This window comes from Methylosinus sp. C49 (assembly GCF_009936375.1).
Taxonomy (GTDB): domain Bacteria; phylum Pseudomonadota; class Alphaproteobacteria; order Rhizobiales; family Beijerinckiaceae; genus Methylosinus.
The window spans coordinates 1,383,580-1,405,004 of sequence record NZ_AP022332.1 but is presented as its reverse complement, the minus strand read 5'-3'; the positions used below and the strand labels follow the sequence as shown (position 1 = coordinate 1,405,004).

Here is a 21,425-nt window from a genome sequence, read left to right as displayed (position 1 = left end):
CGCCCGCTATTCGGCGCAGCTCTGCGCCCATGCGGCGGCGATGGCGCGCGCCAGCGGCGCGAGCGCCGGGACGGCCGCCGGCCTCGGCCCATAGAGCGCGGCGTCCAGCGCGTCCAGCGCCGGACCTATGTCCTCGCGCGCGACGATCCTCGCCCAGGCTTTTGGATCGGCCTGCGCCAAACGGCGCGCTGCATGGCGAAAGGCGACGGCGTCCGCGGCGCGAGCGGCTCGTCTCAACGCCGCGAGCGCCGCCGGCCGGCGCACGCCGATCCTCCCCCGCATGGCGACGACGAGACAAATGAGAGCGGCCGTGGCGACGAAGCTCGCCAATGCGGCGATCATCGGCTGCGGCGCCGATAGGCCCGGACTCTCGCGCAGCCTAGTGGCCGAATGCTCGCGCGGCGCGTCGCCGAAAGCGATGCGCCGCTCGGGCGCGACCGCCTCGCGCATCCGCCGCGTCGCGACATCGAACCAGGCGATGCGAATCGCCGGCGCATAGGCGGAGACCGCGGACACGGGCCGCACATTCCAGCGATAGACCGCGTGAGCAACGGGCCCCTGATCGGTCACGATCGTCCGCCGCTCCACCGGCGCGGCGAAAGTGATGATTCCCGGCGCGCGGAAATTGGGCAGCGGCGGCAGGCGATCGGCGGTGACGCCCTCGGCCTCCACAGTGACGGTGCGCCGCGCCGTCTCGCCGAAGGGAATCTTGTCCGGCTCGATATCCCAGACGTCCGTGATGCGCAGGCTCCGCGCCGGCAGAAAGCTCTCGCCCGGCGGAACCAGTCCGTCGCGGGCGCGCGCCTCTATCTGGAGCGGCTGGGAAGCGTATTCGGCCTCCACCCTGCCGCTCTCGTCGATGCGATAGGCGATGCGGCGCTTGAAGGGCGGAATGGTGAGCCGCCCGGCGCGCAACGGATAGATCATCAGCACACGCTCGACCACCGGCGTCCAAAAGCCGTCGATCATCTCCTCGCTGGAGGAGTCGACGCCGAATTGCTGCCAGTCGAAATCGAGCAGCGAAGGCTGGATGATATGATCCAGCAGCACACGGCCGCGTATGGCGGAGCGGATCACCAGCCGCAGCGGTTCGCCGACATAGGGCGTCTCGGATGGCGCTTCGACGCGGAGCTCGACGCGGCCGAAGGGCGGCTCCTCCTGCGCCAGCGCCTGCGCGAGAGGCTGCAGCAAGAAGAACAGAAGAAGCGCGAGACGGCGCGGCATCAATCATCCTCCTCCAGCGCGCCGCCGCCGGCGCGCAAGCGGCGCGCCTTCTCGGCTGCGATGCGCAGCTTCAGGAAACGGCCGGGATCGTCGTCGAGGCTCTGCAGCCAATCGGCGCTCGCATGAATGGCGCGCGCCTCGAGACGCCGACGCACGCGGCGGTCGCGCTCATGCAGCAGAGCGGCGACGTCGATCCTCTGACCGCCGGCGCGGCCCGCGCCTTCCGAAGCTCCGACCGCGCCGGTCGCGCCCGCGCCGCTCTCCTTCGTCTCCTCCTGCCCCTTGCCCTGCTTGGAGGCTTTGGCGCCGCCGCGGTCGCCCGGCCGCGAGCTGGTCTCGCGCTCGCCCGCCGCGCCCTCCCCGCCGCCGCCCTTGTCATCATCGAGGCTGCCGAGCGCACGCTGCTGGCCCGTCGCGGCCGAATTGGCCTTGGCGTCGCCGCCTGCGCTCTCGCGCTCGAGCAGGCCGAGCAGCAAGGATTTGTTATAGGCGGCGTCCTCATCGTCGGGATCGACGCGCAGTGTGCGATCATAAGCGGCGATCGCCTCCCGGTAACGACCGGCGAGCGCCAGCGCATTGCCGAGATCATAGAGGCTGTCGCTATCGCGCGCGAAAGCGGCGGCGGCCTCCTCCCAGCGGCCGGCCGCGTAGAAGGCGGCGCCTTTCCAGACGGGATCGGCGAAGACTTGCGCGGCAAGGGACGGAAGGCCGAGCGCCAGCAATGCGCGTCCGCCGAGCTGCGGCCCGAGAGTCCATAATGCGCTCACGAGCGCGAGAGAGAGGAAGAAAAGAGCGAGCCCGAAGGCTCGCGGTCCGAGGCGCGCGCTGGACCGCGAGCCTTCAGGCTCGCCTCTCATGCGATGATTCGAGATCATGCGCCCCTCCCGCGCAGCGCGAGCAGCAGCGGCGCCGCCGCGAGCAATAGGATAAAGCGTCCATAGTCGCGCCATTCCAGCGCGCGCAGATCGCCTTCTGCAATATGCGCGACGCCGCGCGCTTCGATCGCGCGCGCGATCTCGGCGGGATCGGCCGCGTCGCCGGCGCGCCCACTTCCGGCGGCTGCGAGCGACGCCATCGCGGCGCGGCGGGCGGGCTCGAGCGCATCGGCGCCGCCACGCGCCGAGACGAAGAGACTATGCACATGGCGTCCTTCGCGCGCGAGCGCGGCGGCGAGACGCTCCGCGCGTGGATCGAGCCCCTCGCCATCGGAGATAATGGCGATATCCGCCGCGGCGATATCCGCTTCACGCAGCAGTCGGCGGGCGAAGGCGAGCGCCCGATCGGGCTTGGTTCCGCCATCGGGCACGGTTCGCTCGTCTATGGCGAAGAGCAGAGATTCGAGCGATTTCGCATCATCGGTCAGCGGGCTCGCGAGATAGGCGTCGCCGGCATAGAGCGCGAGGCCGATCTGCCGCGCGCCCGAGCGCTCGAGCAGAAATTGCGCCGCCGCGACCGCCTGCCCCAAACGCTCGGCGCGCGACACGTCGAGCAGGATCAAAGTGGCGTCGAGATTGCGGAACTGCTCGGCGCCGCGCATTTTCATCGCTGGCCCGCAGAGCGCGAGCGCGATGAGCGCGACGCTGAAAAAAAGCGGCGCGTCGCTGCGAGAAGCGCCGACGCTCGCGCTTCGGCGCAGCATGACAGCGAGCAGCGCCGGATCGACGATGCGGCGCCAATCGCCGAGCACGTCGCGCCGCCGCGTCATGGCGACGAGCAAGGCCAACGCCGGCGGAGCCAGCAGCCACAGCGGTCGCAGCAGAGCGAAATCTCCGATCTCGATCATCGCCTCTCTCTCGTCGCGAGCGCGAGCGCCATCGCCGCTAAGAAAGCGACCGCGCCCGGATAGATCCACAGCTCGCGATAGACGATCGTCGGCGGCGCCGGCGTCGGACCGGCGATGAGCGACTCTATGGCGCGCGTCGCGGCGTCGAGCTCGGCGCCCGTGCGCGCGCGAAACGCCGCGCCGCCGCCGATCTCCGCTATATGCTGAAGCGCGACGAAATCGACCGCATCGGTATCGTCGGGATTGGCCACCGTATCATTCACGCCGAGGCCGATGGTGAAGATTTTCACGCCCATGTCGCGCGCCAGCTCGGCGACGGCGCCGGGCTCGCTGACGCCGGCGTTATTGGCGCCGTCGGAGAGCAGAATCACGAGTCGCGAGGGCGCGGCGGAATCGGAGAGACGCTTCAGCGCGAGGCCGAGCCCTTCGCCGATCGCGGTGGAGCGGCCGACGAGGCCGATCTCCATTTCCTCGAGCGTCGCGCTCACCGCGCGCAGATCGAAGCTCAGCGGAGCCGCGGCGAAAGCCGTCTCGGCGAAGACGACGAGGCCGATGCGATCGCCGGCGCGACGACGGATCAGCTCCGCGCCGAAATGTTTCAGCACGGCGAGACGACTCGCGGCGACGCCGCCCAACTCGAAATCCGTCTTCGTCATGCTGCCGGAGAGATCGAGCGCCAGCATGATGTCGCGCCCGGTCGCCGGCAGCGCCGCGACGGCGCCGGCGACGCGTGGCCCGGCGAGCGCGATGACAATTCCGATCCAGGCGAGCGTCGAGGCGATGGCGCGCCAGGAAAGACGTAGACCGCCGGACGCCGCGCCGGCGCCGAGCCGATGACGAATGGTCTCCGGCAATGGCAATCCGCCGCCCGCCGCGCGCCCGCGCAAGAAGCGCAGCAGCAGAGGCGCGGGCAAGAGCGCGAGCGCGAGAGGCGTCGCCAATTCGAGCCCGTTCATCGATCGAGCCTCGACAGCAGCTTTTGCAATGCGCGATCGAGCGTCTCGCTCGGATCATCGGCGCGCGGGCGATAGAGCGCATCGCCGAAAGCGCGGCCCTCGCCTTCGCTGAACAATTTCGTCGCGAAGATCGCGTCGAGCCGCGTCAGCCAGGAGTCGCCATGCGAATGCGCGACGCCGCCGTCGAGCGCGCCGACGAGATCGCGCAGCATTCTCGCCTGCGCGGCGAGCCGTTCCGTCGCCGGCAAGGCGCGCGCCGACGCCAGCGCGGAAAGCGCGGCGCGTCGCAGACGACGGCGGCGCGCGCGCCAGAACAGGACGGCGAGGGTCAGCAGAGCGCCGACGCAGCAACCGACGAGCGCCATGAGGAGAACCTCCGTCGCTCCGTCCGGCGGCGGCGCGCGCAGCGGCCGCAATTGCTGGAGCAGATCAGAAGGATCGGCCATCGAACCGCTCCATGTCGAAACGCTCGAGAAGCGGCGCGATCGTCTCCGCGACCAGCCCGGCGTCGATCTCGAGCGCGCGCGCGCCGAGTCGGCGCAAGCGCGCCAGCCGCTGGTCCGGCGCCGCCCGCGCGTCATGCGCGATGCGCAGCAGGCCTTGTTCCATGCGCGTGCGAAACGGATAGAGGCCCGGCGAAGGCGCCAGCTCGAAACGATCGGCGACGAGCAGCACGCTGAGATCGCGCCGACGCGCGATGCGCGTCGCAATCGCGTCGAAAGCTTCGCCCGGAGAATCCAGCGCGCTGGCGAGCGTGAGCGCCGATGTTCCGCCGACGCTCTCCATTTCCTCCAGCGCCGCGGCGAGCGGCGCCTCGGCGGCTTCCGCTCCTTCCGCGAGCGCTATGCGATGCGCCTCGGCGAGCGCGACGAGCAGAGGCGGAAAGCTGCGCGCGCCCACGGCGAAGCCGAAGCAGCGCGCGCCCGTCGAGCCGATCGCCGCGAGGCCGACGCGGCCCTGCGAGTCGATGACGCGCCAGGCGGAGGCGACCGCGGCCTCCGCCGCCGCGACCGAACGAAAGGCGCGGCGCGTGCCGAACAGCATGGGCGCGCGAAAATCGACGACAAAGAGCACGGAGCGCTCGCGCTCATCGTGAAAGGTGCGCACATGCGGCGCGCCGGTGCGGGCGGTGACATTGCGATCGAGGCTGCGCATATCGTCGCCGTCCGACCATAGGCGAATGTCATAGGTCTCGGCCCCGCGCCCGCGTCGACGCCGCGCCACGCCGCCGAGCGGCGCAGCCGCAGCGGCTCGGCGCGCGCTGCTGCGCGTCGAAAGCAGCCGCAGACGCATCAAGGAGTCGACATCGAGATCGACGCCGAGGACAGGCGCTTCCGACGCGCTCATGCAGGCGGAACCGCATCGAGATAGGCGCGAATGACGCCGCGCGGAGTCTCGCCCTCGGCGAGCGCGCGCCAGCCGAGAATGGTGCGATGCGAGAGGACATCGACCGCGAGCGCGCTCACATCCTGCGGCGCGACATAATCGCGCCCGTCGAGAAAGGCGCGCGCCTTGGCGGCGGCGGCGAGCGCCAGCGTGCCGCGCGGCGAGGACGGATGCGCGATCTTCGCCGCCAGCTCCGGCGCGACGCTCGCATCGCGCGGCGCGGTGACGAGTCTCACGATATAATCCTTGATCGCGGCGGACAGAAAGACCGATCGCGCCGCATGGCGCGCGGCGGCAATCTCCTCCGGCTGCAGCGCCGCGGGCGGCGCGGCCGCGGCGCCCTGATCCTCGCGCTCGACGAGATCGAGAATGCGCCGCTCCGTCGCGGCGTCCGGCAGCGCCAGCTCGACATGCAGCATGAAGCGATCGAGCTGCGCCTCCGGCAGCGGGAAGGTGCCTTCATGCTCGATCGGATTCTGCGTCGCCACGGTCATGAATGGATCGGGCAGCGCATGGGTCGCGCCGGCGATGGTCGCCTGACGCTCGGCCATGGCCTCGAGCAGCGCCGATTGCACCTTGGGCGGCGCGCGATTGATCTCGTCGACGAGCAGCAGCGAATGAAAGATCGGCCCCGCCGAAAATTCGAAAACGCTCTTGTCCTGACGCCAGATCGACGTGCCGGTGATGTCCGCCGGCATGAGATCGGGCGTGCATTGAATGCGCGCGAAGGTGAGATTGGACGCGCCGGCGAGCAGCTTGACCGCCCGCGTCTTGGCAAGGCCGGGCGCGCCCTCGAGCAGCACATGGCCGTCGGCCACGAGGCCGATCAGCAGGCGCTCGACCAGCGTATCGGCGCCGATGAGACGCTCTTGCAAGAATGTCCTGATCTCGCCGAGCCGCGCGCCCGCATCGAAGGCGCGCTCGGAGGAGAGAAAGCGAAGCGGTTCCATCGGATTCATGCGATTGGTCCAATACACGCGATAGCGCGGCGGCCCTGAACTTTCGCCTCTGCGGCCCGCGCTGTCGAGGGACAATCGTCTAAAAAATTCGGGCATTTTTCCCGAAATGTCATAGAATTCATTCTATGATGCAGCGGTCGACCCGTTCTCCGCCGGGAAGGACGCGCCGCGCCGGCCTATTGACGGCGCCACGTCACATTTATACCAATCGTTCCCGCGCGGCCGCCTCGGCGTTCGCTCGGCCCATTCTTTTGAGACATTAACCCTTTATCAACCCCTGCGGACCCCGCCGATGCGCGACAATTTCCAAAGACTCCGGCGCGCCTCGGCCGGCGCATTCACGCGGGGGGGACGCTGATGTCGCCCGGCGAGAACGGCGCAGCCTTCCTCGTCGATCACAACTCGCTGCGCGCCTCGCATGGGCTCGACGAGTCGACCGTCGCGGATGTCCGCTTCGTCGGCGAGACGCTCTCGGCGCGCGTGCCGGAGCTGATCGAGGATTTTTACGCCTGGCTCCGCGGCTTCTCGGATTTCGCGCGCTTTTTCGCCGATCCGCGCATGCTGCAGCGCGTGAAGGCGCAGCAGAACGAATATTGGACCGATTTTCTCGCCGCCAATGTCGACGACGCCTATGTGGAGCGCCGCCGCGTCATCGGACGCACGCATGCGCGCATCGAGCTCGGCCTGCTCATCTATCTTCTGGCCATGGAATTCGTCTCCGCCTGGCTGCGCCGCGCGATCGAGAACGACGAGCGTCTGCGCGCGCGGACGACGGCCGCTCTCTCCGTGCGCAAGCTGATCGCCTTCGACTCGGCCGTCGTCGTCGACACCTATGGCGCGCTCACCGCGCAAAATCTCGAGGATCATCGCGAGCGCCTGCATCATGTCGCCAGCGTCATGCGCGCGGTGACGGAGGGCGATCTCGAGCGCCATATCGATCTCGCCGGCCCCGGCGATATTCTCGGCCTGTCGCTCAACGATCTCGTCGACAGCCTGCGCGGAGTCGCACGCGAGATGGAGGCGATCGCCGGCGGCGATTATTCCGCGCAGCCCTCGCCGCGCAGCGACAAGGATCAGCTCGGAAAATCGCTGCAGGCGATGACGCGCGCGCTGCGCGAGGCGGCCGAGCGCAACGACCGGCAAATGTGGCTCGCCGAGCAGGAGAACGCGCTCGCGCAGGCGATGAGCGGCAATCCGACGATGCGCGAGCTGGCGCAGCGCGTGCTCGCTCTGCTGTGCCGCGCCTTGAGCGCGCAGGTCGGCGCGCAATATGTGGCCGAGGATGGCGGCGCGACGCTGCGGCTCGCCGGAGCCTATGCCGGCGTCTCCGGCATGCGCGAGCAATGGCGGCTCGGCGAGGGGCTGGTGGGACAGGTCGCGCTCGACAAGCGCCGCATCGTCGTGACCGATATTCCCGAGGACGGGCTCGCCATTCATTGGGGTCTCGGGCAGACGCCGCCGCGCCATCTGCTGATCTTTCCGCTGCTGCACGAAGGCGAGACGCGCGGCGTCATCGAGCTCGGCGCGCTGCAGCCTTTTTGCGAGCGGCGTCTCGCGATCCTCGACTTCGTCTCGAGCGGCGTGGGACAGGCGATCAGCTCCGCCGAGGCGCGCGGCCGCATAGAGCAATTGCTCGAGGAATCGCGCGCCCAAGGCGAGGAGCTCACCGCGCAGCAGGAGGAGCTGCGCCAGGTCAACGACACGCTGGAAGAGCACACGCGGGCGCTGGAGTTGCAGAAGGAAAATCTGCTGGCGACGGAATCCGCCTTGCGACAGAAGGCTGTGGAGCTGGAGCGCACGAGCCGCTACAAATCGGAATTTCTCGCCAATATGTCGCATGAGCTGCGCACGCCGCTCAACAGCTCGCTCATTCTCGCCAAGCTGCTCGTCGACAATCGCGACGGCAATCTCGCGCCCGAGCAGATCAAATATGCGCAGAGCATCTATTCGGCCGGCAATGATCTGCTCGCGCTCATCAATGATATTCTCGATCTCTCCAAGATAGAGGCCGGCAAGATCGAGCTCGACATGGCGCCGACGGCGATCTCGACATTGCTCGCCGATCTCGAGCGGCGCTTCGAGCCGCTCGCGGCCGAGCGGCGGCTGCAATTCTCCATCTCCGTCGAGCCCGGCGCGCCGGACATGATCGAAACCGATCGCCAGCGCCTGCAGCAGATTCTCTCCAATCTTCTCGCCAACGCCGTGAAGTTCACCGAGCGCGGCGGCGTGCGCCTCATCGTGCGGCGCGAGAGCACGCAGCGCGTCGCCTTCATCGTCGAGGACACGGGGATCGGCATAGCGGACGATCAGCAGGAGACGATCTTCCAGGTATTTCGCCAAGCCAATGGCGGCATCACCCGCAAATTCGGCGGCACCGGCCTCGGCCTCTCCATCTCGCGCGAGTTCGCCGAGCTGCTGGGCGGCGCGCTCAGCGTGCGCAGCACGCCGGGACAGGGCAGCGCATTCTCTCTGCTGCTGCCGCTGCGCGCCGATGGCGCGGCCACGCCCATGGCGCGGCGCGAGGAGCCGCCGCCGGCGCCCGCGGCCCCAGCGCCCGCGCCGATATCGGATGATCGCGATGTGATCGCGGATTCGCGCCGCGTCGCGCTGATCGTCGAGGATGATCCCGCCTTCGCCGAGATATTGCGCGATCTCGCGCGCGAGCTCGGCTTCAAATGCATCGTCGCAGGCTCCGCCGGCGACGCGCTGACGCTGGCGCGGCGCTTCCGTCCAGAAGCGCTGCTGCTCGACATCGGCCTGCCGGACCAGTCGGGCCTCACGGTGCTCGAGCTGCTGAAGCGCGACCCGGCGATTCGCCATGCGCCGATTCACGTGGTTTCGGTGCATGATTATCAGAAAGTGGCGCGCGAGATGGGCGCCGCCGGATATATATTGAAGCCGGCCAAGCGCGAGCAGCTCGTCTCCGCCTTCCGCCTGCTGGAGGAGCAGCTCGATCGCGACAAAAAATCGATCCTGATCGTCGAGGACGAGGGCGTGCAGCGCATGGCGCTCATGGAGCTCTTATCCTCCGCCGACGTCGAGATCGTCGCGGTCGCGACGGCGGAGGACGCCTCGCGCGAGATCGACGCGCGCCGCTTCGATTGCGTGGTGCTCGACCTCATGCTGCCCGGCGTCAGCGGCTTCGAGTTTTTGGAGCGCATGAGCCGCGACGAGACGCGCGTCGCGCCGCCGGTGATCGTCTACACCGCGCGCTCGCTCGGCATGGACGAGGAGCAGAAGCTTCGGCGCCTGTCGAAATCCATCATCATCAAAGGCGCGCGCTCGCCGGAGCGGCTGATAGAGGAGACCACGCTCTTCCTGCATCAGGCAGAGTCGAAGCTGTCGCCCGAGCAGCAGCATATGCTCGAGATCGCGCGCAGCCGCGACAACGTTCTCGACGGCCGCCGCTTGCTGCTGGTCGAGGACGATGTGCGCAATATATTCTCGCTGACGGCCGTGCTCGAGCGTGAGGGCGTGACGGTGCAGATCGCCCGCAATGGCCGGGAGGCGCTGGAGCGCATCGATCGCGATCCGACGATCGACCTGGTGCTGATGGATCTGATGATGCCGGAGATGGACGGGCTCGCCGCCATGCGGGCGATCCGCGAGCGCGAGGACAAGGCCGCTCTGCCGATCATCGCGCTCACGGCCAAGGCCATGCCCGATGATCGCGCGCAATGTCTTTCCGCCGGCGCCAATGATTACATCTCCAAGCCGATCGACGTCGAGAAGCTCTTGTCATTGATCCGCGTATGGATGCCGAAATGATCCTTCTCGACTCCGATGAGAAAGCCGAGATCGAGCTCGACCTCCTGCTGGAGGCCATATACCGGCTCTATCAGCATGATTTTCGCGGCTATGCGCGCTCCTCCCTGCGCCGCAGCGTGGCGCGCGCGCAGATCGCGCTTCGATGCGCGACGATCACCGATCTTCTGGACCGCATTGTCCACGACAGGGACTCGTTCACGGAAACGCTGCGCCATCTCACCATACAAGTGAGCGATCTCTTCCGCGATCCCGCCTATTTCCGCAGGCTGCGCGAGACCGTCGCGCCGCATCTCGCCACCTATCCTTCGCTGCGCTTCTGGGTGGCGGGCTGCGGAACCGGCGAGGAGGCCTATTCCATCGCCATTCTGCTGCATGAGGAAGGGCTGCTCGAGCGCTCGCTCGTCTATGCGACCGACATAGACAAGGAGAGCATGGCGATCGCGCAGGCCGGCGCCTATGAGCTCTTTCGCATGGGCGGCTTCGCCGAGAATTACCGCGGCTCCGGCGGGCGCGCGGCGCTCTCCGACTATTTCATTCCGCGCGGCTCCTATGCGACCATCGCGCCTTTTTTGAAGCAGCGCATTCTGTTTTGCGATCACAGCCTCGCGACCGACGCCGCCTTCGCCGAAATGCACCTCATCTCATGCAGGAACGTGCTCATTTATTTCGACCGAGCGCTGCAGGATCGCGCGATCGGCCTGTTTCGCGAGTCGCTCTGCGCGCGCGGCTTCATCGGCCTCGGGCCGAATGAATCGCTCGCCTTCTCGCGTCATGCGTCTTCTCTAGAGATTCTTTCGGCGGACGAGCATATCTATCGGGTGAAATGATGAGAGCGATCGAAAACTCCTCGAATCCGTCCGGGCGTCGGCGGTCGGCGACGGCTGATTTCGACTCGGGTCGCATGTCCAAGCTCCCGATCGTTCTCATCGTCGATGATTTCGCGGAAAATCTGATCGCGATGGAGGCGCTGCTGCGCTGCGACTCGTTCGACATCATCACCGCGCAATCGGGCCGCGCCGCGCTCGACATTCTCCTCGATCGCAGCATCGCGCTCGCCATCATCGATGTGAACATGCCGGAGATGGATGGATTCGAGCTGGCGACGCTGATGCGCGGCGTGGAGAAGACGCGCTATGTGCCGATCGTCTTCGTCACCGCCCATTCGCCCGACGTCTCGCGCATGTTCAAAGGATATGAGGTCGGCGCCGTCGATTATCTGTTCAAGCCGATCGACGAGCAGGTGCTGCGCAGCAAGGTCGATGTCTTCGTGACTCTGGAGCGGCAGCGCCAGCAGCTGCTGCAGGTGGAGCGCATGCGCGAGATGTTCGTCGGCATTCTCGGGCATGATCTGCGCAATCCGCTGCAGAGCATTCTCACTTCCGCCGAGCGCTCGCTGAGCGTTGCGCAGGATGACGATCTGCGCAAGGCGCTGCAGCTCATTCGCCAGAGCGGCGACCGCATGGCGCGAATGATCGAGCAGATTCTCGATCTGACGCGCATCAGAATGGGCGGCGGCCTCGCCATTCGTCCCGCGGCGGCGAATTTCCGCCGCGTCGTCGAGCAGATCGCAGATGAGTTCAACGGACGCGGGCGCACGCTGCGTCTCGCCTTCGACGGCGACATGGACGGCGCCTGGGACGTCGACCGCATTCTGCAGCTTCTCTCCAATCTCGTCGGCAACGCCGTAGAGCACAGCCCGCCGGGCGTGGCCGTGACGCTGCGGATCGATGGCGGCGCGACGGAATTCGTCATGATCCACGTTTGCAACGGCGGACGCGGCGTGCCGAGCGCGCTGCGCGACGCGCTGTTCGAGCCCTTCGCCAGCAGCGACCGGATGCGCGGTCTCGGCCTCGGCCTGTTCATCTGCCGGCAGATCGTGCTGGCGCATGGCGGCGTGATCGAATTCGACTCGGATGATTTGCGCGGCACATGCTTTCACATTCGTCTGCCGCGCCGCTGCGCGGTCGAGACGCCGCTCCACGCGCCACGCAGCGTCGATGGGCGATGGTCGGAGACCCAGCGCTCCGACGATACGCTCTTCGGCGTCGGCGCGCGGCCGTCGCGCAAGGGCGTCATTCTCGTCGTCGATGACGATCCCGACGTGCGCGACTCGCTCGAGCTGCTGCTGACGACAGAGGGCCATGAGGTGCTGGCCGCCGCCGACGGCGACGCCGCGACAGAGATCGTCGTCGGCGACCGCGCGCGGCCGGACATGGTGATCATCGATTATCATCTGTCCAATGGCGTGGTGGGGCCGCTCGTCGTGCGGCGGCTGCGCGAGCTACTCAATCGCGACCTTCCCGCGCTCGTGCTGAGCGGCGCCGCCAATGATGAAGATAACGCCCGCATCCCGCTGCAAAACAGCGAGCAGCTCGGCAAGCCGGCCGATGTCGAGCGGCTGCTGGAATCGATACAGAGATTTCTCGCCGCGAGCGCCGCGCCCTGAGCCGAGCGCGCTTCGCTCAGGCGAGCGCAGCCTCTATGCGCGGACGAATCTTCGCCGCGAAATCATCGAGGCTCGCCAGCGCGAGAGACTCGTTCGCCGTCGCCGGCTTCAGCAGCAGCGAGCCCAGGCCGAGCCGCCGGTGAATGTCGACGATCTTTTCGGCGAGCTCCTCATAGCTTCCGATGAGCGAGCGCTCGACGATCTCCTGCGGATCGAAAGATGCCGGCGCGTTTTGCGCCAGAAAAATGCCGCGCATGCGATCAGCGAAGCGCGCGATGAAGGGCAGCGCCTCCGCCAGCGCCTTCTCACGCGTCTCGGCGGCATAATAGAAGCGCGCCAGAGCGAGACGCGGATCGGCGCCCTCCCCCGTCGCGCGATAGGCGGCGACTGTCTGCTCGATCTTGGCGATCGGCGCGGGCGACGCCGCCATTATGCCGAAGCCCTTGCGCGCCGCATATTCGACCGCCGACGGCGTCGATGTGGCGATCCAGGTCGGAATCGGCTTTTGCAAGGGCTTGGGGCAGAGCGCGAGATCATCGACATGAAAATGCGCGCCGGAGAAAGTGACGCGATCCTCATAGAGCAGACGCTCGATCAGCTCGAGCGCCTCGAGAGTCATGTCGCGCGAGTCCTCCTTCGCCGCGTGAAAATGCTTGTTCTGCGCTGGAAAGGGGCCACCCTTGGCGACGCCGAAATCGAAACGGCCATTGGAGAGAACGTCGATTGTCGCGACATCCTCCGCCACTTGGATCGGATTGCGGAAGGCGAGCAGCACCGCCGCCGAGCCGAGCCGCACGCGCGAGGTGACGCCTGCCAGATAGGAGAGCAACGTCAATATGGAGGGGCTGACGGCGTCATCGTCGAAATGATGCTCGGCGACCCACGCGTCCTCGAAACCGACCTCCTCCGCGCGGCGCACGAGACGCGTCTGCGCGTCGAAGCAGGCCTTATAGTCGCGTACAGGGTTTTCATAAGTGCAGAACACGCCGATGCGCATGGCCGAACTCTCCCCGATACGCTATATAGGTCTGTTATATAGCTTAGTCCGCGGTCGCGCCGACGGCAAGCGGCGGATGCGCAATTCCGCGGGGTTTCCAGCCCGAGCGGATGCCTGCTCTGCAGCGCCGCGAAGCGCTGTCACGATTGTGTCATCGAACAAGGCTGTGAGTGCGTGGCTCCTCTTCTTCCTCGCCAGCGCTATAGGCCGATTCGAATGGACTTCTCCCGCCGCTTCACATTCCTCTTCTCTGCGCCCAATTTCGAGGCCGATGACCTCGAGGGATTGCGCGTCAATCAGATCATCGCGGCGATCGAGAGCATGGGCTTTCAGGTCGTGCGCGCGCGACGCGTGGAGGACGCCGAGATCGTCGTGCAGACCGACGCCGCCATCGGCTGTCTCGTCGTCGATTGGGGCAAGAAAGGCCTCGAGGGCAAGACCGCCTCGCTCATCGATCTCATGCGCAAGCGCGGCCTCGAAATGCCGATCGTGCTGCTCATTCGCCGCAAGCGCTTCGAGGATATTCCCGTCGAGGTGTTGGACTTCATCGACGGCTATGTCTTCCTCGCCGAGGAGACGCCGGAATTCATCGCCAAAAATCTCGTCTCGCGCCTCAAGCAATACGCCGAGACGCTGAAGACGCCCTTCTTCGGCGCGCTGGTCGATTATGCAGAGGAAGGCAATCAGCTCTGGACTTGCCCCGGCCATAATGGCGGCATTTTCTACAGCCGCAGCCCGATCGGCCGCATCTTCATGGAGCATTTGGGCGAGGCGGTGTTCCGCGACGATCTCGACAATTCCGTCGTCGAGCTCGGCGATCTCTTGACGCATGAAGGGCCGGCGCTCGCCGCGCAAAAAGCGGCGGCGGAAATCTTCGGCGCCGAGAAGACTTACTTTGTGCTCAACGGCACATCCTCCTCCAATAAGGTCGTGCTCACCAATCTGGTCGCCGAGGGCGATCTCGTGCTGTTCGATCGCAATAATCACAAGGCCGCGCATCATGGCGCCTTGCTGCTCGGCGGCGGCGTGCCGATCTTTCTGCCGACGACGCGCAACGCCCATGGCCTCATCGGGCCGATCGATCATGAGGCCTTCGACGAGGAGAAATTGCGCGAGCGTATTCGCGCCAATCCGCTGGTGAAGGACAAGGACGCCTGGCGCAAGGAGAGGCCGTTCCGCGCCGCCGTCATCGAGCAATGCACTTATGACGGCACCATCCATAACGCCGAATGGATCGTCGGCAAGATCGGCCATTTGTGCGATTATATTCTCTTCGACGAAGCCTGGGCCGGCTTCATGAAATTTCATCCGCTCTATGAGCGGCGCTACGCCATGGGGCTGAAGAACCTCAACGAGGCCTCGCCCGGCATCGTCGCGACGCAATCGACGCATAAGCAGCTCGCCAGCTTCTCGCAGGCCTCGCAAATTCATGTGCGCGACCGCCACATCAAAGGCCAGCGGCGGCGCGTGGAACATCGCCGCTTCAACGAAGGCTTCATGCAGCACGCCTCCACCTCGCCCTTCTATCCGCTGTTCGCCTCATTGGATGTCGGCGCGCAGATGATGAAGGGCCGCTCCGGCGAGCTCTTGTGGGACGACACGATCCGGCTCGGCATAGAGCTGCGCAAGAAGCTGCGCGCGGTGCGGCGCGAGTTCGAGGCCAAGGAGCAGGACCCGGCGCGGCGCTGGTTCTTCGATCCTTTCGCGCCCGATTGGGTTTCCATTCCAGACGCCGCGCGCGAATCCGGCGCGCATCGCGTTCCCTGGGAGAGCGTGTCCACCGATCAGCTCGCGCGCAATCCCGACTTCTGGGCGCTGGCGCCGGACGCGCGCTGGCACGGCTTCTCCAATATGGCGCCGGGATTCGCCATCACCGATCCGGCCAAGCTCACTCTGCTGACGCCGGGCTTCGACCGCGAGACCGGCGCCTATGCCGATCATGGAATCCCGGCGCCGATCGTCGCGCAATATTTGCGCGAGAATCGCATCGTGCCGGAGAAGAACGATCTCAACTCGCTGCTGTTTCTGCTGACGCCCGGCGTCGAATCCAGCAAGGCGGGCACGCTCGTCTCCTCGCTCGTCGCCTTCAAGCGCCTGCATGACGACAATGCGCTGCTGCAGGACGTCATTCCCGAATTCGTCACGCGCCGCGCCGCGCGCTACAAAGGCGTGCGGCTGCGCGATTTGTGCGCCGATATGCATCGCTTCTTCAAGGAGGCGAACGCCAGCGCTCTGCAGCAGGCGCAATTCCGGCAGGAGCATCTCCCCGAAATGGCGATGACGCCGCGTGAGGCCTATCTGCGCCTCGTGCGCAATGATGTGGATTTTCTGCCGATCGACGAGATAGAGGGCCGCATAGCGACGACGCTCTTCGTCATCTATCCGCCGGGCATTGCGACGATCGTTCCGGGCGAGCGATTGGGCGCGCAGGCGCGGCCCATGCTCGACTATCTGCGCATGTTCGAGCGCAGCGCCAATCTCTTCCCCGGCTTCGATTATGAGATCCAGGGCCTCTACAAGCAGTGGAACGGCGAGGCGAAAATGCGGCTCTACACTTATGTGGTGCAGGAATGAGCATGATCGACGCGAGCGCCGAACGCGCGGCCATCCTCGTGCGCCCCTCGCGCGACGAGGATGTCGACGCCATGCTGGCGATCTATCTGCAGCATGTGCGCAAAGGGCTCGATCCCGCCGATGCGCCGCTCTACGAGCCGCCGCAGAAGGAGGATTTGAAGCGCCGGCGCAAGAATATGGGCAATCATCGACTGCCGCATCTCGTCGCCGAGCATGAGCGCGCCGTCCTCGGCTACGCCTATGTCGTGCCGTTTCGCAAACGGCCGGCCTATCGCTACGTCGTCAAGCATTCGATCTATGTCGATCCGCGCCATCTGCATCGCGGCGTCGGCCGGCTGCTGCTGCAGGCGCTCGTCGATTCCTGCGCGGCGGCGGGCTTTCGGCAGATGATCGGCTATGTCGACGCCGCCAATGAGGCGTCGCTGAAGCTGCATGAGGCGATCGGCTTTCGGCAGGCCGGATATCTTTCCGGCGTCGGATATAAGTTCGGCAGCTGGACGGATTCGGTCATATTGCAGCGCTCGCTCGGCCCCGGCGCGGCGACGCCGCCCGATGCGCGCAGCTGACGCTGCGGGCGGAGCGGCGGTCATGCTATGATCCGCGCATGATTCCGCTTCGCCGCCTCCTGCCCTTCGCCCTCATGCTCTTCTTCGCCGCGCCCGCAGCCGCCGCGCCGCGCAATCCTTGCCAGGATATAGAGGATGCGGGCGCGAGCTACACCATCTGCGTCTTCGACACGCGCAATGATTCCATCCGGCTCTTCCTCGCCGATGCGAAAGACGAGGTCTATGGCTCCTTCTCGGGGCTCGACGCCGCGCTCGCGCAAAAGGGCGAAAAGCTCCTCTTCGCGATGAACGCAGGAATGTATGACGAGCGGCGCCTGCCGATCGGACTCTATGTCGAAGGCGGCCATATGGAGAAGAGCGCCAACACCCATTCGGGCGCGGGCAATTTCCACATGAAGCCCAATGGGATTTTCTGGGTGGAGGGCGCGCGCGCCGGCGTCACCGAGACGACGCGTTTTCTCAAAGAGCGGCTGCATCCCGCCTATGCGACGCAATCGGGGCCGATGCTCGTCATCGGCGGACGCATCAATCCGCGCATCCACGACACTGGAACGTCGATGAAGATCCGCAATGGCGTCGGCGCGCGCGACGGCCATATCGTCGCCTTCGCCATCTCCAATCAGCCGGTGACATTCCACGCTTTCGCGACTCTCTTTCGCGAGCGTTTGAAATGTCCCGACGCGCTCTTCCTCGATGGCTCGATCTCGGCGCTCTATGCGCCTTCACTGTCTCGGCACGATCGCTTCCGCCCCATGGGGCCGATCGTCGGCGTCGTCGAGCGCGCGCGATGACGCGCGCCGCTTACGCCGCTTCGTTGACGGTGAAGGCGCCGACGAAATCGGGGTCCGCGAGAATCTCGCCCGTCTCCCACAGCAGATAATCGCCGGGGCCGGCGATGCGAAAACGGCCGAGGTCCGGCGGCAGGCGGACCTTGCGGCCGGCGTCCTTGCCTTCGAGCTCGATATCGACGCCGGTTCCGTCGATCGCGGCGATCGTGCCGAACATCTGGCGCAGCACCTTGCCATGCGGCGTCACGCGGGTGAGGCCGATGAGCGCGCGCTTGCCGATCATTTGCGCGCGAGCCTGGATCCATTCGCTCCTGCCGAGTTCCATTGTTTTCTCCCATCACCAATTGTTGCACGACGTCTCTGATGTAGAGATGCCATGATCGAGATCGTCATTGATGTGCGCCCACGCACGCGCCGGGCGAGGACGGAATTCTCACGCCCCCATCAGCGCGCCGACATGAGCGGCGACGCAAGCGGCGAGATCGTCCGGCCGATAGCCGCCCTCGAGCATTGAGACGACGCGCCCGTCACAGCGGCGCGCGGCGATCTCTGCGAGGCGCAGCGTAAGCTCGGCGAAGTCCTGTCTTTGCAGGCGCAAGCCGCCGAGAGGATCGTGCAAATGCCCGTCGAAACCGGCGCAAATGAGGAGGATGTCCGGCGCAAAATCGTCGAGGCGCGGGAGAATCGCCTGCGTCCAAGCCTGCGCGAACTCGCGGCCGCCGGAGCCTTTGGCGAGAGGAGCGTTGACGATGTTGTCATGTGCGCCGCGCTCGCTCGCGGCGCCGGTGAAAGGATAATGCGGCGATTGATGCGAGGAGCAATAGAGGACTTTTCGGTCGGACCAGAAGATCTCCTGCAATCCATTGCCATGATGCACGTCGAAATCGACGATGGCGACGCGCTCGGCTCCATGGGCAGCGATGGCGTGGCGCGCGGCGATGGCGGCGTTGTTGAAGAAGCAGAAGCCCATGGCGGCGTCGCGCGTCGCATGATGGCCGGGCGGGCGCATGGCGACGAAAGCGTTGCGCACGGCTTTGCGCATCACCGCGTCGACAGCGAAGGCCGCGCCGCCGGCGGCGTGCAGCGCGGCCTCGAGCGAGCCCGGGCTCATGACGATATCGGGATCGAGCGTCGCGAGCCCGCTTTGCGGCGCGGCCTTCTCGAGACGCTCGAGCAGAGACGGCGCGTGAACGGCGAGGATCGCCTCGCGCGAGGCTTCCGGCGCCTCGGCGCGGCGCAGCGCGGCGAAGGCGTCACCGTTCAGGGCGGCGACGATGGCGCGCAGCCGCTGCGGCTGGTCGGGACGGCCTGCGCCGACCTCATGCGCGAGGCCGGTAGCGTGGGTGACGAGGAGGGTTGTCGAATCCGAGGCGACGGCGCGCCCGATCATGGCCATGGGCGCGCCGAAACAGAGCGTTCGACGCGTGAGCGAAACGGTCACGCCGCGCTCGCTTCGCCGCCTGTCTCCTCGATCACTTTCAGCAAATCCGGCTGGCGATCCAGCAGAAGAAGGAGATTGCTCATCGCCCGGCTGACGAGAATGTCTCCGGCCTCGTATTTTTGAAAGGCGTTGGCGCCGCCGCCGATAATTTCGCTAGCGCGCTTTTGCGTGAGGCCGAGCTTCTTGCGGATGCGGCGGATGTCCTCGGCCTGCAGCAAACCTTCGGCGCGCGCCTTCAAGCGGCACAGGGCGCGATCGGAGACCTTCATATCCTCGCCGGAATGCAGCGCGTCCTCATCATCCTCGCCATACCAGCCGGGCATATCTATGCGGACGGAGGACTCTTTGTAGCGCAGCTCCAAAGGCCGGACGTCTCGCTTCAGAGTCCGACCCGTCAATGGCGATATACGCTCATCCATCGTCTTTCTCCTTGAACGACAACAGAATGAATTCGGTCACGACATCGTCGGTAAACTTTACATAGATCACGCCCGCGGACGACGGGGCGCGATAGACGTCCTGCCATTGACGATGATCGGCGAAGGACGTCATCGACTTGTAAAAGTGCCGTCGCTCCATGCTCCGAATTGTCGCAGCGATCTCGATACGTCCGAAGCCGAGGCGCGCCGCAGAGGTCAGCGCCGCGCGGGTGATCGTCAGCCGATCCGGATCGCCACAAATTTGCTTGAAGCGCGCGAGGTCATGCGACGGCTTCCGTTTCTCGGACATAGAAAACTACCATAATGGTGTTTCTGGCGCAATCCGTCCCTAGCCGCCCACCTGCCCCCTGTGCCGCAGGAAATGGTCTGCCAGCACAATCGCCATCATCGCCTCGCCCACCGGCACGGCGCGAATGCCGACGCAGGGGTCGTGGCGGCCTTTGGTGACGATCTCCGTCTCCTGTCCTTTGCGGTCGATGGTGCGGCGCGGCGTCAGTATCGAGGAGGTGGGCTTGACCGCGAAACGCGCGACGATCGGCTGGCCGGTCGATATGCCGCCGAGCACGCCGCCGGCCTGATTGGAGAGGAACTCGGGCTTGCCGTCTGGCCCGGCGCGCATCTCATCGGCGTTGGCTTCGCCGGAGAGCTCGGCCGCGGCGAAGCCGGCGCCGATCTCCACCCCCTTCACAGCGTTGATCGACATGAGGGCGCTGGCGAGATCGGAGTCGAGCTTGCCATAGATGGGCGCGCCCCAGCCGGCGGGCACGCCTTCGGCCACCACCTCGATCACCGCCCCGATAGACGAGCCGGATTTGCGCACGCCGTCGAGATAATCGGCCCAGAGCTTCGCAGTCTCCGCATCCGGGCAGAACAGCTGGTTCTTCTCCACCTCCGCCCAGTCGAAGCGAGTGCGGTCGATTTTATGCGGGCCGATCTGCACCAGTGCGCCGCGTATGGCGACGCCGGCGAGCACTTTGCGCGCCACGGCGCCCGCGGCGACGCGCGCGGCCGTCTCGCGCGCCGAGGAGCGGCCGCCGCCGCGATAATCGCGAATTCCATATTTCGCGTCATAGGCGTAATCGGCGTGGCCGGGGCGGTATTTCTCGGCGATATCGCCATAATCCTTTGAGCGCTGGTCGGTGTTCTCGATCAGCAGCGCGATCGGCGTCCCGGTCGTTACTTGGCGGCCCGCGGAATCGGCGAAGACGCCGGAGAGAATCTTCACCGCATCCGGCTCCTGCCGCTGCGTGGTGAAGCGCGACTGGCCGGGGCGGCGCTTGTCGAGAAAGAGCTGAATCTCGGCCTCGGTCAGTTCCAGCCCCGGCGGGCAGCCGTCGACGACGACGCCGAGCGCCGGCCCATGGCTCTCGCCGAAGGTGGTGATGCGGAAGAGATGGCCGAAACTATTGTGGGACATTGAGGGGAGCCGGTCACTTGTGCGTCGAAGCCGGTTGTAGGCGCCCCCCGCCGCCGGGTCAAACGCCAATGGCGAAGCCGCGCCGTCATGTCCTAAACTGCAGCTGACGGCAGACAAGGACCCGACCGAATGATCTCCCCCGCCTTCGCGCAGAAAATGGCGCGTTATAACGCCTGGCAGAATGAGAGCCTCTACGCCGCGGCCGATACGCTCTCCGATGAAGCGCGGCGCGCCGATCGCGGCGCCTTCTTCAAATCGATCCACGGCACGCTCAATCATCTGCTCTGGGCCGATACGATGTGGATGTGCCGCGTCGCCGGCGGGCCGAACCCCAATGTTCCTCTGGGGGAATCGGCGTCTTTCCGCACAGATTGGGCGGCGTTGAAGGAGGAGCGCGCGGCGATGGATTCGCGGCTGATCGCCTGGGCCGATGCGCTCGACGCGGCGGCGCTCGATGGCGATTTTTCCTGGTATTCTGGCGCTTTGCAGGCGCAGATCGCCAAGCCGCGCAAGCTCATCGTCGCCCATATCTTCAACCACCAGACCCATCATCGCGGACAGGTCCATGCGATGCTGACCCCAGCCGGCGCGCGGCCGCAGGATACGGATCTGATCTTCATGTGAGGCGCTCGGATGCGAGCCTGAAGGCTCGCGGTCCAGTATGGGCGTCGGACCACGAG

The 21,425-nt window shown here is 66.2% G+C and carries 20 protein-coding genes; 7 read left to right on the top strand and 13 right to left on the bottom strand.

Annotated elements, in window-relative coordinates:
• Window positions 1-6 precede the first annotated feature (6 nt).
• Genes GYH34_RS06625 through GYH34_RS06595 form a run of 7 tightly spaced genes read right to left on the bottom strand, consistent with a single transcriptional unit; the run spans window position 7 to window position 6,299 of the window.
• Window positions 7-1,224 carry a BatD family protein gene (locus GYH34_RS06625; RefSeq protein ID WP_161912878.1) on the bottom strand — a complete coding sequence of 406 codons (1,218 nt, stop codon included), beginning with the start codon at window positions 1,222-1,224 and terminating at the stop codon, window positions 7-9.
• Window positions 1,224-2,099, bottom strand: a complete 876-nt coding sequence (locus GYH34_RS06620) for a tetratricopeptide repeat protein (protein WP_161912877.1) — start codon at window positions 2,097-2,099, stop codon at window positions 1,224-1,226. Before GYH34_RS06620 ends, GYH34_RS06625 begins: the two co-directional genes overlap by 1 nt.
• Window positions 2,096-3,007 (bottom strand): VWA domain-containing protein, encoded by a 912-nt coding sequence (locus tag GYH34_RS06615; RefSeq protein ID WP_161912876.1) that lies wholly within the window; start codon window positions 3,005-3,007, stop codon window positions 2,096-2,098. Before GYH34_RS06615 ends, GYH34_RS06620 begins: the two co-directional genes overlap by 4 nt.
• Window positions 3,004-3,963 (bottom strand): VWA domain-containing protein, encoded by a 960-nt coding sequence (locus tag GYH34_RS06610; protein ID WP_161912875.1) that lies wholly within the window; start codon window positions 3,961-3,963, stop codon window positions 3,004-3,006. Before GYH34_RS06610 ends, GYH34_RS06615 begins: the two co-directional genes overlap by 4 nt.
• The gene (locus tag GYH34_RS06605) at window positions 3,960-4,409 is read right to left on the bottom strand and encodes a DUF4381 family protein (RefSeq protein ID WP_161912874.1); all 450 of its coding nucleotides are present in this window, start codon (window positions 4,407-4,409) and stop codon (window positions 3,960-3,962) included. The genes GYH34_RS06610 and GYH34_RS06605 overlap by 4 nt, the downstream gene beginning before the upstream one ends.
• Window positions 4,393-5,310: a DUF58 domain-containing protein gene (locus GYH34_RS06600; RefSeq protein ID WP_161912873.1), complete on the bottom strand. Its 918-nt coding sequence runs from the start codon at window positions 5,308-5,310 to the stop codon at window positions 4,393-4,395. The genes GYH34_RS06605 and GYH34_RS06600 overlap by 17 nt, the downstream gene beginning before the upstream one ends.
• Entirely contained in the window at window positions 5,307-6,299 is a 993-nt protein-coding gene (locus tag GYH34_RS06595; protein WP_161914919.1) for an AAA family ATPase, read from the bottom strand. The genes GYH34_RS06600 and GYH34_RS06595 overlap by 4 nt, the downstream gene beginning before the upstream one ends.
• Before the next feature lie 366 nt (window positions 6,300-6,665).
• Here GYH34_RS06595 and GYH34_RS06590 point away from each other — a divergent pair, with 366 nt between their 5' ends.
• From GYH34_RS06590 to GYH34_RS06580, 3 genes are all read left to right on the top strand, one after another.
• A complete protein-coding gene (locus GYH34_RS06590) occupies window positions 6,666-10,076 on the top strand; it encodes a response regulator (RefSeq protein ID WP_161912872.1) in 3,411 nt (1,136 codons plus the stop codon).
• Entirely contained in the window at window positions 10,073-10,903 is an 831-nt protein-coding gene (locus GYH34_RS06585; RefSeq protein WP_244635296.1) for a CheR family methyltransferase, read from the top strand. Before GYH34_RS06590 ends, GYH34_RS06585 begins: the two co-directional genes overlap by 4 nt.
• 74 nt (window positions 10,904-10,977) lie before the next feature.
• Window positions 10,978-12,522, top strand: a complete 1,545-nt coding sequence (locus tag GYH34_RS06580) for a response regulator (RefSeq protein WP_244635295.1) — start codon at window positions 10,978-10,980, stop codon at window positions 12,520-12,522.
• A 16-nt stretch (window positions 12,523-12,538) separates the two neighbouring features.
• Here the strand turns inward: GYH34_RS06580 and GYH34_RS06575 are convergent, their stop codons facing one another.
• Window positions 12,539-13,519, bottom strand: coding sequence for an LLM class flavin-dependent oxidoreductase (locus GYH34_RS06575; protein ID WP_161912869.1), 981 nt, complete (start codon window positions 13,517-13,519; stop codon window positions 12,539-12,541).
• 216 nt (window positions 13,520-13,735) lie between these two features.
• Here GYH34_RS06575 and GYH34_RS06570 point away from each other — a divergent pair, with 216 nt between their 5' ends.
• Genes GYH34_RS06570 through GYH34_RS06560 form a run of 3 tightly spaced genes read left to right on the top strand, consistent with a single transcriptional unit; the run spans window position 13,736 to window position 17,450 of the window.
• On the top strand, window positions 13,736-16,093 hold the full coding sequence (locus tag GYH34_RS06570; RefSeq protein ID WP_161912868.1) for an Orn/Lys/Arg decarboxylase N-terminal domain-containing protein: 2,358 nt from the start codon (window positions 13,736-13,738) through the stop codon (window positions 16,091-16,093).
• On the top strand, window positions 16,090-16,659 hold the full coding sequence (locus GYH34_RS06565; RefSeq protein WP_161912867.1) for a GNAT family N-acetyltransferase: 570 nt from the start codon (window positions 16,090-16,092) through the stop codon (window positions 16,657-16,659). Before GYH34_RS06570 ends, GYH34_RS06565 begins: the two co-directional genes overlap by 4 nt.
• A gap of 38 nt (window positions 16,660-16,697) precedes the next feature.
• Window positions 16,698-17,450 (top strand): phosphodiester glycosidase family protein, encoded by a 753-nt coding sequence (locus GYH34_RS06560; RefSeq protein WP_161912866.1) that lies wholly within the window; start codon window positions 16,698-16,700, stop codon window positions 17,448-17,450.
• Between the two features lie 10 nt (window positions 17,451-17,460).
• Here GYH34_RS06560 and GYH34_RS06555 read toward each other — a convergent pair whose 3' ends face one another.
• From GYH34_RS06555 to aroC, 5 genes are all read right to left on the bottom strand, one after another.
• On the bottom strand, window positions 17,461-17,772 hold the full coding sequence (locus GYH34_RS06555) for a hypothetical protein (RefSeq protein ID WP_064032854.1): 312 nt from the start codon (window positions 17,770-17,772) through the stop codon (window positions 17,461-17,463).
• Window positions 17,773-17,880: 108 nt separating this feature from the next.
• On the bottom strand, window positions 17,881-18,843 hold the full coding sequence (locus tag GYH34_RS06550) for a histone deacetylase family protein (protein WP_161914918.1): 963 nt from the start codon (window positions 18,841-18,843) through the stop codon (window positions 17,881-17,883).
• A 41-nt stretch (window positions 18,844-18,884) separates the two neighbouring features.
• Window positions 18,885-19,307 carry a type II toxin-antitoxin system MqsA family antitoxin gene (locus GYH34_RS06545; protein ID WP_161912865.1) on the bottom strand — a complete coding sequence of 141 codons (423 nt, stop codon included), beginning with the start codon at window positions 19,305-19,307 and terminating at the stop codon, window positions 18,885-18,887.
• Window positions 19,300-19,617 (bottom strand): type II toxin-antitoxin system MqsR family toxin, encoded by a 318-nt coding sequence (locus tag GYH34_RS06540; RefSeq protein ID WP_161912864.1) that lies wholly within the window; start codon window positions 19,615-19,617, stop codon window positions 19,300-19,302. The genes GYH34_RS06545 and GYH34_RS06540 overlap by 8 nt, the downstream gene beginning before the upstream one ends.
• Before the next feature lie 39 nt (window positions 19,618-19,656).
• Window positions 19,657-20,745, bottom strand: a complete 1,089-nt coding sequence (gene aroC / locus GYH34_RS06535; protein ID WP_161912863.1) for a chorismate synthase — start codon at window positions 20,743-20,745, stop codon at window positions 19,657-19,659.
• Between the two features lie 129 nt (window positions 20,746-20,874).
• Here aroC and GYH34_RS06530 point away from each other — a divergent pair, with 129 nt between their 5' ends.
• Window positions 20,875-21,369 carry a DinB family protein gene (locus GYH34_RS06530; RefSeq protein WP_161912862.1) on the top strand — a complete coding sequence of 165 codons (495 nt, stop codon included), beginning with the start codon at window positions 20,875-20,877 and terminating at the stop codon, window positions 21,367-21,369.
• The last annotated feature ends 56 nt before the right edge of the window (window positions 21,370-21,425 follow it).

What these genes read in the sequence shown, in the direction of transcription:
- GYH34_RS06625 (WP_161912878.1), bottom strand. Translation starts at nt 1,224, where the DNA reads ATGCCGCGCCGTCTCGCGCTTCTTCTGTTCTTCTTGCTGCAGCCTCTC.
- GYH34_RS06620 (WP_161912877.1), bottom strand. Translation starts at nt 2,099, where the DNA reads ATGATCTCGAATCATCGCATGAGAGGCGAGCCTGAAGGCTCGCGGTCC.
- GYH34_RS06615 (WP_161912876.1), bottom strand. Translation starts at nt 3,007, where the DNA reads ATGATCGAGATCGGAGATTTCGCTCTGCTGCGACCGCTGTGGCTGCTG.
- GYH34_RS06610 (WP_161912875.1), bottom strand. Translation starts at nt 3,963, where the DNA reads ATGAACGGGCTCGAATTGGCGACGCCTCTCGCGCTCGCGCTCTTGCCC.
- GYH34_RS06605 (WP_161912874.1), bottom strand. Translation starts at nt 4,409, where the DNA reads ATGGCCGATCCTTCTGATCTGCTCCAGCAATTGCGGCCGCTGCGCGCG.
- GYH34_RS06600 (WP_161912873.1), bottom strand. Translation starts at nt 5,310, where the DNA reads ATGAGCGCGTCGGAAGCGCCTGTCCTCGGCGTCGATCTCGATGTCGAC.
- GYH34_RS06595 (WP_161914919.1), bottom strand. Translation starts at nt 6,299, where the DNA reads ATGGAACCGCTTCGCTTTCTCTCCTCCGAGCGCGCCTTCGATGCGGGC.
- GYH34_RS06590 (WP_161912872.1), top strand. Translation starts at nt 6,666, where the DNA reads ATGTCGCCCGGCGAGAACGGCGCAGCCTTCCTCGTCGATCACAACTCG.
- GYH34_RS06585 (WP_244635296.1), top strand. Translation starts at nt 10,073, where the DNA reads ATGATCCTTCTCGACTCCGATGAGAAAGCCGAGATCGAGCTCGACCTC.
- GYH34_RS06580 (WP_244635295.1), top strand. Translation starts at nt 10,978, where the DNA reads ATGTCCAAGCTCCCGATCGTTCTCATCGTCGATGATTTCGCGGAAAAT.
- GYH34_RS06575 (WP_161912869.1), bottom strand. Translation starts at nt 13,519, where the DNA reads ATGCGCATCGGCGTGTTCTGCACTTATGAAAACCCTGTACGCGACTAT.
- GYH34_RS06570 (WP_161912868.1), top strand. Translation starts at nt 13,736, where the DNA reads ATGGACTTCTCCCGCCGCTTCACATTCCTCTTCTCTGCGCCCAATTTC.
- GYH34_RS06565 (WP_161912867.1), top strand. Translation starts at nt 16,090, where the DNA reads ATGAGCATGATCGACGCGAGCGCCGAACGCGCGGCCATCCTCGTGCGC.
- GYH34_RS06560 (WP_161912866.1), top strand. Translation starts at nt 16,698, where the DNA reads ATGATTCCGCTTCGCCGCCTCCTGCCCTTCGCCCTCATGCTCTTCTTC.
- GYH34_RS06555 (WP_064032854.1), bottom strand. Translation starts at nt 17,772, where the DNA reads ATGGAACTCGGCAGGAGCGAATGGATCCAGGCTCGCGCGCAAATGATC.
- GYH34_RS06550 (WP_161914918.1), bottom strand. Translation starts at nt 18,843, where the DNA reads ATGGCCATGATCGGGCGCGCCGTCGCCTCGGATTCGACAACCCTCCTC.
- GYH34_RS06545 (WP_161912865.1), bottom strand. Translation starts at nt 19,307, where the DNA reads ATGGATGAGCGTATATCGCCATTGACGGGTCGGACTCTGAAGCGAGAC.
- GYH34_RS06540 (WP_161912864.1), bottom strand. Translation starts at nt 19,617, where the DNA reads ATGTCCGAGAAACGGAAGCCGTCGCATGACCTCGCGCGCTTCAAGCAA.
- aroC (WP_161912863.1), bottom strand. Translation starts at nt 20,745, where the DNA reads ATGTCCCACAATAGTTTCGGCCATCTCTTCCGCATCACCACCTTCGGC.
- GYH34_RS06530 (WP_161912862.1), top strand. Translation starts at nt 20,875, where the DNA reads ATGATCTCCCCCGCCTTCGCGCAGAAAATGGCGCGTTATAACGCCTGG.